Origin of the sequence: Flaviaestuariibacter flavus (assembly GCF_004337505.1) — a bacterium.
Classification (GTDB): Bacteria; Bacteroidota; Bacteroidia; order Chitinophagales; family Chitinophagaceae; genus Flavisolibacter; species Flavisolibacter flavus.
In genome coordinates this window covers 152,044-162,789 of sequence record NZ_SJZI01000001.1, presented here as the reverse complement: position 1 = coordinate 162,789, position 10,746 = coordinate 152,044, and the positions used below count along the sequence as shown (strand labels likewise).

Here is a 10,746-nt window from a genome sequence, read left to right as displayed (position 1 = left end):
GGAAGACATCTGCATTGCCTGCATCGATAACCTGAAGGGGTTTGCAGAAGCCATAGAAGACTTATTCCCCCAGACCGAAGTGCAGCTGTGCCTGGTGCACCAGATGCGCAACTCCATGAAGTACATGAACTGGAAGGACCTGAAGCCTTTTGTGCGTGATCTGAAGCAGGTCTATAAAGCTGTCAATGCCGCCATGGGCCTGCACTACCTGGAGGAAGCAGAAAAGAAGTGGGGTGCCAGGTACAGCATCATATTCAAAAGCTGGCGGGCCAATTGGGAGCGGCTCAGCACGTTCTTCAACTATTCACCTGCCATCCGTAAGATCATATACACGACCAACCCCATCGAAAGTTATCATCGCATGGTGCGCAAGGTCACCAAGACGAAAGGCGCCTTCTCTTCCGAAGATGCTATCGTCAAACAAATCTACCTGGCTACCATAAATGCAAACACCAGGTGGCAAGGCACCATGTTCGCATGGACCACCGTCCGCACAGAGTTAACTTTGAAGTACGGAGACAGGCTGAATAAATAAATGACACACTTAACTGAGCACTACCCATGTAATCATGTATTCATGTATTCTGTGCTCATGTAATCTCCCCTCTTCTCCTACTTCTCAAACTCCTTCGGCAGCTTCGCCCCTCCTTCCTCGTCCTGCCAGCTCAGGTTGGCGATCCACCAGCGGCCGCCGCTCTTTACCAGCGTAATGTAGTTGACGCCCCGCTGCTCCACCTTGCCACCGGGCGTAAAGCGGTACTGATAAGAAGACGCCACATGCGCCACACTTCCGTATTCGTTCACCTTGCGCACCAGCTCCTCTTCGTAAAAGCCTTGCTGCTCAAAGAGGGCGCCGCTGCTGCGCGCATACTGCTCGGGCGAAAAATCAGAGAAACGGCCGCCCGGCGCCGCCGCGCCCATACGGGCCGAAGGCAGGAACAAGCTATAGAAACGATTCCAGTTGCGCGTGCCCGCCGGACCGGAAATAACATCGTACGTCGTTTTTATGATCGCATCGATGCTGGCCACATCGGCCGGGGCCGCCGCCGGGCGTTCCGCGGGCGCGGGCTCCGCGCTCAGCCAGGCCTGGCGCACCCGCCGTTGTGCCGGCGTGGGATCGGGAATGAAGGAAAGACGGTTCAGCTCCACCTGCTGTACCTTCTCGGCGGGTGCGCTGAGCGTCAGCGTGTCGATGCCGCCCGAAGCGTTCCTCCGCCCCACTCTGGCAATAAAAGGCTCGCCCTCTTTCAGGCGGCTGCGGATGGCGTTCATCTGCTCCTGCTGCCCTTCGGCGGTAAGCGCCACGCCGTTGATGCTGTAGATCTCGTCGCCCTGCTGATAACCCATTTTCTGCCCAAACGCATTGGGGCGGAAGGGCGCGCCGATCGTGATCACACCACGCTCGTTGGGTCGCAGCGAGATGGCGCCGAACGAAAACACCGAGCGCTCGGTGCGGGGCGCGAAGCGCACACCGGCAAGGGCGAAATATTCCTCGTACGGGATGGGATTGCTGCCGGCAACGTATTTCTCCAGGAAGGCTTTTACTTCCGGGTAGGTCAGTTCGCCGATGGCGTCAAAGAGCTCCGCATCCTCAAAAGCGCGGTTCTTTCCATAACGCACTCCCAGGTCGTAGGTCAGGTTGCGCAGTCCATAGCGGCCTCCGCTCTTATCAAGTAGCAGCAGGTCGAGGCAGGCCGAGATGAGCGCGCCCTTCTGGTACACGTTGCCGTATTGGGCAGCCTGTGCGCCGGTAGCACCCAGACTCAGCTCCGTAAAGGCCAGGCTGTCCTTGTAATTCGTGCGCGAGTTGGTGATCTTCTGCGACAGGCGGTCGAGGAACTGCTGCGGCGAGATGAGTCCGTATTTCACCTGCACGTGGTGCGCGGTGTATTCGGTAGAACCCTCGTAGAGCCACAGGTGCCTGCTCATCACGGCTTTGTCGAAGTTGAACTCCTTCACCTCGCGCGAGGAGATCGTAAGCGGGGTAATGATGTGAAAGAATTCGTGCGAGCTCATATCCACGATGCCTTCACGCAGCTCCTCGGCCGGCGCGTCGGGCAGGTAATAATAAGAAGAAGTGGGGTGCTCGAGGGCGCCGCCGAGCCCGGGCGGGAAGCTATGTTTCGCGCCACGCTCGTGGAAGTAATATAAAAAGGCGTAGCGGTCGGCCGGGAGGCGGCCACCAAGGTACTGGCGGGCGGCATTCAGCAGGTCGCTCATCCAGCCGGCGATCTGGCTGGCGTGGACCTGCTTGCCGGGTGAGTATACCGACACGAGCACGGTGCAGTTGCCCACCTGTACCGAAGCCGTATCGGGCACCGTGTACATCACGGGGTAATTATAGAGCTCGTCGAGATTAGGTACCGAATAGGCATCCTCGTTAACGCTGCTGCGCACCGGCGTCAGTGCCGATGAAGCCCACATACCGGCGGGCTTGGTAACGGTAAAATCAAAGGGCAGGTTGCGCAGCCCCTCGAGGTAGCCGAAGAGGCCGGGGAAGTTGAGCGAGAAATTCTTGCCCGCCTCGAAGTTGGTGGCGGCCATCGGGTAGATCTGGTGCTTCGTGCCGGTGGCGTCGAAGATGTCTTCCACCTCGTAGCGGATCCGCGCCATGCGATCGCTGCCGGAGATGCGCCACTGGTTTACGTTGAGCTGCTTCACCGGCAGGGCCTTGCCCGCCGCGTCGAAGGCCTTTACATCGTGCACGAACTTGCCGTAGTCGGCCACCACGTACGTACCGGGGATGATCTTGGGCATCGAAAAGGTAGTGCTGCCGGCTTTCACCCGGGGCACCTGCAGTTCCACTGTAAGAGCGTCGTTGTGCAGGGCGTTCAGGTCGATGGTATAGCGGTAGCGGTCCTGCGCCCCGGCCGTACCGGCGAGGAGGAGGCCGCAGCTGAGCAGTTTGGATAGATGTTTCAACATTTTTGTGGGATTTATGACCCCGGTTTTAGCGGGGACAGCCTGAAAATACCCCGGTCCGATTATTTAACCGGTTGTATTTGGATGAACGGTGGCAACACCTCTTTTACTTTCCCGGACAATAGTTTGATATTTTCGATACCACCTTCTAGTTTATCAATGAAACAGAAGACCGGTTTTCGGCAAACGCCCGTCCGGCGGGCAAAAAGGCGCTTTCACCCCGCACAATCCATTGTCAGCCGATTGTTAAATATTGTTCCAACATCAAGTTCGTATGAAAACTTTAGGGACCTTTAAGGCGTTCTTACAAGTACGGACTTAAATCTTTAGACTATGCGACGTGAACGTGCAGTTTTGGCTAATACGATCCCCTTTAACCTGAAGACCTTGCAGCAGATCGAAGATCGCGGCTTCAAGTATGTGCAGGTAAAAGGCTTTACGACCGACCGGCATTACGACTACGTGGAGCCCCAGTTCCTGGTGCTGTTCCCGATGAAGGAACTGCCCACCGATCAGGACCTGAAAGACATCTACGAGCCGGTAAAGAGCGAGCTTCTCAAGCAGTGGGCGAAAGACGAACAATACGGCATGCCCGTAGTGATCGCCAAGGTCGCTTAATCGCTCCGGTCCGCTGAAGCTTACCAGGAAAACCGGTACCGGCATGCTCCCCGCGGGCAGCCGTATCACCTTCCTGACTCCCGGAAACGGGGGCCGGTTTTTCGGCGATATGGAAAATGTTTCATATGGAACGTTTCCGGAATCTATTTGCTGCAGCAACATTTTTAGCCCACCCCGTTCACCCGGTGTGGGCTTTTTTCATATGACCAAACGTAAAAAGACACCCGCGAAATCCGACTTACCGGTTAAGACCTGTGTCGCCTGCGGGCGCCCCTTCACCTGGCGAAAGAAATGGGAAAAGGTATGGGCCGAGGTAAAATACTGCAGTGAACGCTGCCGGGGATTGCGGAAGCAGGCAACTTTTTAGTTGCGCCGCCTGGCAGGCGAAGCGACAGCGTAGCTGTCATTGCGAGCGTAGCGAAGCAAACTCCCCGACCTGACGACTGATCGAAGCCGAAAAGAGTTTTGATTCGCAAAACTCTCTTCGGCTTCGATTACCCTGCGTAAATCCGGAGTTTGCTTCGCTACGCTCGCAATGTCGGCCGGAGGCCGTCGCTCCGCAACCTACCAAAGCTGAAAGCAGCCGTTTCGGCAACCAACGCAAAAGGCGCCACATATGCGACGCCTTACGTTTATCTAAACTTCTTTTTTTAAGAAATCACCGTCCCTTCCAAATCATAATCGTAGGCCCGGTCAATCTTCACATTCACAAAGGTTCCCGGCACCAGCTTCTTATCCGAATGGATAATCACCTCGTTATCCACCTCCACGGAGTCGAACTCGGTGCGTCCGAGGTAGCGGCCGGCTTCTTTCTTGTCTACAATGACCTTAAAGATCTGCCCCACCTTCTCCTGGTTCTTTTCTAAGGAAATCTCCTGCTGCACGGCCATGATCTCCTCGGCGCGGCGCTGCTTTTCTTCCGCGGGGATCGTATCCTCGAGGGCGTAGGCCGACGTGTTCTCTTCGTGCGAATAGGTAAAGATGCCCACCCGGTCAAAGCGTTGACGCTCCAGGAAGCCTTTCAGTTCCTCCACGTCGTCGAGGGTTTCGCCGGGGAAACCGGTAATGAGGGTCGTGCGGAGGCAAATACCCGGGACCGTCTCGCGGATGGCCACCACCAGGTCTTCCATCTCGGCCCGGGTGATCTGCCGGCGCATGGCCTTCAGCATATTGTCGGCCGCGTGTTGCAGCGGCATATCGAGGTAGTTGCAGATATTGGGGCGCTCGCGCATCACCTCCAGGATCTCCATCGGGAACTTATGCGGGTAGGCATAGTGCAGGCGGATCCACTCGATGCCCGGCACATCGGCGAGGCGGTTGAGTAGGTCGGCCAGTGCGCGCTTCTTATAGAGGTCGAGGCCGTAGTAGGTGAGCTCCTGTGCAATCAGCAGGATCTCTTTCACCCCGCGCTTCGCCAGCGTTTCGGCCTCCAGCACCAGCTCCTCGATGGAGCGGCTCACGTGGTTGCCGCGCATCAGCGGGATGGCGCAGAACGAGCAGGTGCGGTTGCAGCCCTCGGCGATCTTCATATAGGCATAATGCTGCGGCGTGGCCAGCAGGCGCTCGCCCATGAGCTCGGCCCGGTAGTCGGTCTCGAACTTTTTCAGGATGAGGGGCAATTCCATGGTGCCGAACCAGGCATCCACTTCCGGGATGCTCTGCTCGAGGTCGTCGCGGTAGCGCTGCGACAGGCAGCCGGTAACGTATACCTTGTCGAGGCGGCCCTTTTGCTTCAGGTTCACCTGCTCCAGGATGGTGTTGATACTTTCCTCCTTGGCCTTGTCGATAAAGCCGCAGGTATTCACAATCACAATGTTGTGATCCTTTTTGGCGCTTTCGTGCACCACATCAGTGCCGCCGGCAATGAGCTGGCCCGAGATTACCTCGGAATCCACCATGTTCTTGCTGCAGCCCAGGGTGATAATGTTGACCTTGTCTTTACGGAGGGTTTTCGCTTTCATGCCGCGCAAAGGTACGCGGCTCCGCCTCGAATAGCGAATATCGAACAGCGATTTAAGAATAAAGAAAGTACGGTTGAGTCGCACCCATGCCCTCTGCTTGGATCGGTCGAAGGCCAATGTTGCGCGCGTAGCGCCGGTGCGGGATGACGCCTAGAACGCCAGCCGCACCGGTATACTGAACCGGTAGGCTGTATTGGTGGCATTTCCCGACACGTTGAACATAGGCCGCCACTCAAGGCCGAGGTCGAGCGCCGTACCCTTCACCTTGGTTTCAATCCCCAGTATCGGGCGTATAAACACATCGTTGGGATTGTCGTATACCTTATATAAGGCCAATGCGCCCCCGACGCCCGCCACCCACTGCAGGCTGTGTACCCCCTTGAAGCGCCCGTTAAACTGGTACTCGGCATTCAGCACCGTGGTAAGGGTGCCGAAAAGCACGGACAGCTCTGTCCCGTGGTGCGCAGTATAGAGGTGCTTCCAGGAAACGCCCACCCAACTGTCGTAGCCAAATTCAAAGCGGCCACCATACGCGTTTTTGTACAGGCGCGCGTCCTGGGCATCCGCCCGGGCAGCGCAACAGATAAAGCCGGAAAATAATAGTGTTTGCAGGAGCTTCCGCATGGGCGTTTTCTCCCACCAAAAGCAAAAGCTGCGCCCGCCCCGCTCAGGCTGCCAGGATTCCCATCCGATCCTTTTCGGCGGCCTGAATGTCGGCGTCAAGACGCAGGCGCCGGCGGCCAAGATCATAGACGATCTGCTGCACGCGCATTCCAAGATCCCGCGTTGCATCGAGGGAGCGTTGGATGCGCTGCTGTACGATCCAGTCGGTGATGAGGTTGTCGAAAAAATAGTCGGCAAAAGTCGTCAGCCCGCCCAGGTCGAGTTCCCATTCAATCCGTCGGCCCAGGTCGCTGAGCTCGTTGCGGAAGGATTGGAGTACGTACTGTGCCCGGTAAAGCGCCTCACGGGCATCGTCGATATTATCGTGCTTGGCCCAGGTGGCCAGTGTTTCGCCCCCGAGCAGGTCCCAGGTGCCCCAGTTGGCGGCTTTTTTGAGGTAAAGCTCCACATCGCGGAGGGCTTGCAGCGCGGGCGCCCCGGCGGCTTCGGCTTCCTGCACCTCGCGCAGCTCACTGGCCAGGGAGCGCTGGCGGTCGCTCAGCTCCTGCAGGCGGCGGGCCCGCTCGTCGCCGGCGGCCAGGACGAGGGTTTCTTTCTCCCGGAGCAGGCTTTCGTACTCCGTATCGGCACCTTCCCACTGCTGCGATGACTCCAGCAAGGCGGCCCGGTCGGCTTCAAGCGCCGGGATGCGGGCCTTGGCTTCTTCGTGTTTCAGTACAGCGGCCAGGTATTCCTGCCGCTCTTTCTCCAATTGCTGTTCGCGGCTGCCGAGCACCGTATAAAAGAGGGAATGGAGGCTTCTGCCCTCCAGCCGGTCGAAGTCGCGCTTCTCCCTGGCAAGCACGACCTCCAGTTCCGCCAGCTGGCGGCGGGCCGTGGCGATATCGTTCTCGATCGCTGTAAACCGGGCGCGGGCGCGCAGCAGGCTTTCGCGACGGGCAGCCGCCGCATTGAGGCGGGCATTGAGCTCGTCGAAGGGTAGCAGCATCCTTGCTTATTTGAGGCTGAAAAGGCTATCCACGAACTCGTTCTTGTCAAATACCAGCAGGTCTTCCATCTTCTCGCCCACCCCGATGAACTTCACCGGGATCTTGAACTGGTTGGCAATCGCCAGCACTACACCGCCTTTGGCGGTGCCGTCGAGCTTGGTGATGGCGAGGGCGGTAACCGAGGTGGCCGCGGTAAAATGCTTCGCCTGCTCCAGGGCATTCTGGCCGGTGGAACCGTCGAGCACCAGCAGCACTTCGTGGGGCGCGTCGGGAAGGACCTTCTGCACCGAGCGGCGGATCTTGGAGAGCTCGTCCATGAGGTGCGCCTTGTTGTGCAGGCGGCCGGCCGTGTCGATCAGCACCACGTCGGTGCCGCGGGCGACAGCGCTTTGCACTGAATCGAAAGCCACGGCGGCAGGATCGGAACCCATGGCCTGCTTAACGATGGGAACGCCGGTGCGCTCGCTCCAGATGGTGAGCTGGTCTACAGCGGCAGCGCGAAACGTGTCGGCGGCGCCCAGCAGTACACTTTTACCAGCCTTTTTAAAGTTGTGGGCAAGCTTTCCGATCGTGGTGGTCTTTCCCACGCCGTTGACGCCTACAACCAGGATCACGTAGGGCTTCGAGGGCAGCTCCGAAGTAAAATCGTAGGAGGATCCGCCCACCAGCATGTCGGAGATCTCTTCCTGGAGGATGCGGTTGAGCTCGGAGGTGCCCATATACTTGTCGCGGGCAACACGCTTTTCCACCCGGTCGATGATGGCCACGGTGGTATCGATGCCTACGTCGGCCGAAACAAGGGCTTCTTCCAGGTTGTCGAGCACTTCCTCGTCCACCGTGCTTTTGCCCGCGATGACCTTGGTCATTTTGGTGAAGAAGTTCTCTTTCGTTTTCTCAAGGCCCTGGTCGAGGCTTTCCTTTTCTTTTTTGCCGAATAGCTTGTTGAAAAAACCCATGGGCGCAAGTTAGGGTAATGATGGGGATGTAGGGCGGGTCGTGAAGAGAGAAAGAACGCTGATTTTTTATGATCTGTTATGATGTGCGCGGATATCGGTACTCACATCCGCGTAAATCATAACCAATCTGCGTATCCTGCTTCAGCAGGATTAGCGTTCTTTCTCGCTCCCCGCGCATAAATGACAAAAGCCGTCCCTACGGACAGCTCTGCCAGAAAATTTATTAACCCCGGTGGCTTATTTGCCGCCCAGGAAGTCCTTGATCTTGTCCTTGTGGATGATCTGCTCTTTGAAGGTGTAGGCGCCGGTCTTGGGGCTGCGTACAGCCTTAATCACCTTGGTCCAGTTCTTCGCCTCGGCGGCCTGTTTCAGGTCTTTTACTTTTGCGTTTTTGGATGCTGCTTTTGCCATGATCCGTGTTTTTTGCGAATGAGGTAATATGCTAAAGGGCTAACGTACCGCTAATTAGCACATTAACTAATTAGCACATCAGCACATTATTACTTGATTTCCTTGTGCGTCGTCACCTTCTTCAGGTTCGGGTTGAACTTCTTCAGCTCGAGACGCTCGGGGTTATTTTTCTTGTTCTTGGTGGTAATGTAACGGCTGGTGCCGGGAACAGCAGTGTTCTTCTGCTCGGTGCACTCTAAAATTACCTGAACGCGGTTGCCTTTCTTTGCCATTGTAATGCGTTTATTTAGTTGCTAATGAACCGTTTCGTTCATTAAATATGCTGACCCTCGGCGCGAAGCTGCTTCACAACGCTCATGAGGCCATTCTTGTTGATGGTGCGGATGGCTTCCGTCGACAGCTTCAAAGTGATCCACTTATTCTCTTCTGCCAGGAAGAACTTCTTCGTCTGGAGGTTCGGCAGAAAACGACGCTTGGTCTTGATATTTGAGTGGGAAACCTTGTGACCACCGATCGGCGTCTTACCCGTAACCTGACATACTCGTGCCATGACTTGAAAAATTTGGAGTGCAAAGGTAGGGAAAAGATCTCAGATGTCAGACGTTTTGATGTAAGATTTTTTGTTAACCGGTTCAAAATTAGTCAAAATCCCGCCTTTTCCGGTCCCGGACAGCCTGTTTCCGATCCAAAACCATAGAACCTCAGAACCTTAGAACCCCAGGACCTTCCAAAGGGTTTTTCGCTTAGCTTCGTGCCGCTTTTCGCCTCCGCCCCTTTCCCGGGCCGGGGCAACATCCATCAACCCATAAAATACTGAATCGGAAATGGCTTACGACGTTGTAGTGATTGGTTCGGGTCCCGGCGGCTATGTGGCTGCCATCCGCGCCGCCCAGCTGGGCTTCAAAACCGCGATCATTGAAAAAGAAAGCCTCGGCGGCATCTGCCTCAACTGGGGTTGCATCCCCACCAAGGCCCTCCTCAAGAGCGCGCAGGTAATGGAATATATCAACCACGCCAAAGACTTCGGCATCGAAGCCAGCGGTACCCACAACTTCGAAGCCATCGTAAAGCGCAGCCGCGGCGTGGCCGACAAGATGAGCAAGGGCGTCCAGTTCCTGATGCGCAAGAATAAGATCGAAGTCATCATGGGCTACGGAAAGGTAGCCGGCAAGGGCAAGATCGAAGTGACCGGCGCCGACAACAACAAGCAAACCGTTGAAGCCAAACACATCATCATCGCCACCGGCGCCCGCGCCCGCCAGCTGCCCGCCATGCCCATCGACGGCAAAAAGATCATCGGCTACCGCGAAGCCATGGTGCTGCCCCAGCAGCCCAAGAGCATGATCGTGGTCGGATCCGGCGCCATCGGCTGCGAATTCGGCTACTTCTACAGCACCATGGGCACCAAGGTGACCATCGTGGAATTCCTCCCCGGCATCGTACCCCTGGAAGACGCGGACATTTCCAAAGAACTCGAGAAGTCCTTCAAGAAAAAAGGCATCGACGTGATGACCTCCTCGGAAGTTACCCATGTTGACACCTCCGGCAACGGCGTGGTAGCTACCATCAAGACCGCCAACGGCGAGGTGAAGCTCGAAGCCGATGTGCTGCTGAGCGCCGTGGGCGTACAGAGCAATATCGAAGGCATCGGCCTCGAGGAAAGCGGCATCAAGACCGAAAAGGGCAAGATCATGGTGGACAAGTTCTACCAGACCAACGTGCCGGGCATCTATGCCATCGGCGACTGCGTTCCGGGCCAGGCCCTGGCGCACGTGGCTTCCAAAGAAGGTATCATCTGCGTGGAGAATATCGCCTACAACGAAAAGAAATACAACCACCAGCCCGAGGGCCTCGACTACGGCAACGTACCGGGCTGTACCTACTGTGTTCCCGAGATCGCCTCGGTGGGTATGACCGAGAAGCAGGCCAAAGAAGCCGGCTACGAGCTGAAAGTGGGCAAATTCCCACTGTCGGCCTCCGGTAAAGCCTCTGCTGCCGGCCACACCGAAGGCTTCGTAAAAGTGATCTTCGACGCCAAATACGGCGAATGGCTCGGCACCCACATGATCGGCTACAATGTAACCGAGATAATTGCCGAGACCGTGGTAGCCCGCAAGCTGGAAACCACCTACCACGAGGTGCTCAACTCGATCCACCCCCACCCGACCATTTCCGAGAGCATCAAGGATGCGATCGAAGTGGCCTACGGTGAGGCGATCCACCTCTAAATCAAGTAACGACCTTATTCAAAGAGCGGCCTCCGGC

Annotated in this window: 12 protein-coding genes; 4 read left to right on the top strand and 8 right to left on the bottom strand. The window is 56.7% G+C overall.

The window, feature by feature from the left end:
• Positions 1 to 535: IS256 family transposase (locus EPD60_RS00645; protein WP_131445707.1), on the top strand; the 535-nt coding region annotated here is incomplete at its 5' end.
• Positions 536 to 612: 77 nt separating this feature from the next.
• On the opposite strand, the gene EPD60_RS00640 is transcribed toward EPD60_RS00645, so the two are convergent.
• Positions 613 to 2,925 (bottom strand): M61 family metallopeptidase, encoded by a 2,313-nt coding sequence (locus EPD60_RS00640; RefSeq protein WP_131445704.1) that lies wholly within the window; start codon positions 2,923 to 2,925, stop codon positions 613 to 615.
• A gap of 330 nt (positions 2,926 to 3,255) precedes the next feature.
• Between EPD60_RS00640 and EPD60_RS00635 the strand changes: the two genes are divergently transcribed.
• Positions 3,256 to 3,540, top strand: a complete 285-nt coding sequence (locus EPD60_RS00635) for a hypothetical protein (protein WP_131445700.1) — start codon at positions 3,256 to 3,258, stop codon at positions 3,538 to 3,540.
• Positions 3,541 to 3,583: 43 nt separating this feature from the next.
• On the top strand, positions 3,584 to 3,907 hold the full coding sequence (locus EPD60_RS17355; protein WP_207896507.1) for a DUF2256 domain-containing protein: 324 nt from the start codon (positions 3,584 to 3,586) through the stop codon (positions 3,905 to 3,907).
• A 283-nt stretch (positions 3,908 to 4,190) separates the two neighbouring features.
• On the opposite strand, the gene rimO is transcribed toward EPD60_RS17355, so the two are convergent.
• The 7 genes from rimO to rpmB all read right to left on the bottom strand — a co-directional run bounded on the left by rimO (position 4,191) and on the right by rpmB (position 9,031).
• Positions 4,191 to 5,501 carry a 30S ribosomal protein S12 methylthiotransferase RimO gene (gene rimO / locus EPD60_RS00625; protein WP_131445697.1) on the bottom strand — a complete coding sequence of 437 codons (1,311 nt, stop codon included), beginning with the start codon at positions 5,499 to 5,501 and terminating at the stop codon, positions 4,191 to 4,193.
• Between the two features lie 150 nt (positions 5,502 to 5,651).
• Positions 5,652 to 6,125, bottom strand: a complete 474-nt coding sequence (locus tag EPD60_RS00620; protein ID WP_131445694.1) for a hypothetical protein — start codon at positions 6,123 to 6,125, stop codon at positions 5,652 to 5,654.
• Between the two features lie 43 nt (positions 6,126 to 6,168).
• The gene (locus EPD60_RS00615; protein ID WP_131445691.1) at positions 6,169 to 7,113 is read right to left on the bottom strand and encodes a hypothetical protein; all 945 of its coding nucleotides are present in this window, start codon (positions 7,111 to 7,113) and stop codon (positions 6,169 to 6,171) included.
• Between the two features lie 6 nt (positions 7,114 to 7,119).
• Positions 7,120 to 8,070, bottom strand: a complete 951-nt coding sequence (ftsY, locus tag EPD60_RS00610) for a signal recognition particle-docking protein FtsY (RefSeq protein WP_131445688.1) — start codon at positions 8,068 to 8,070, stop codon at positions 7,120 to 7,122.
• Between the two features lie 237 nt (positions 8,071 to 8,307).
• Positions 8,308 to 8,481 (bottom strand): DUF4295 domain-containing protein, encoded by a 174-nt coding sequence (locus tag EPD60_RS00605; RefSeq protein WP_131445685.1) that lies wholly within the window; start codon positions 8,479 to 8,481, stop codon positions 8,308 to 8,310.
• Between the two features lie 89 nt (positions 8,482 to 8,570).
• Positions 8,571 to 8,753 carry a 50S ribosomal protein L33 gene (gene rpmG, locus EPD60_RS00600; protein ID WP_131445682.1) on the bottom strand — a complete coding sequence of 61 codons (183 nt, stop codon included), beginning with the start codon at positions 8,751 to 8,753 and terminating at the stop codon, positions 8,571 to 8,573.
• A 41-nt stretch (positions 8,754 to 8,794) separates the two neighbouring features.
• Entirely contained in the window at positions 8,795 to 9,031 is a 237-nt protein-coding gene (rpmB, locus tag EPD60_RS00595) for a 50S ribosomal protein L28 (RefSeq protein ID WP_131445677.1), read from the bottom strand.
• A gap of 274 nt (positions 9,032 to 9,305) precedes the next feature.
• Between rpmB and lpdA the strand changes: the two genes are divergently transcribed.
• Positions 9,306 to 10,709 carry a dihydrolipoyl dehydrogenase gene (gene lpdA / locus EPD60_RS00590; protein WP_131445675.1) on the top strand — a complete coding sequence of 468 codons (1,404 nt, stop codon included), beginning with the start codon at positions 9,306 to 9,308 and terminating at the stop codon, positions 10,707 to 10,709.
• Positions 10,710 to 10,746: the final 37 nt, after the last annotated feature.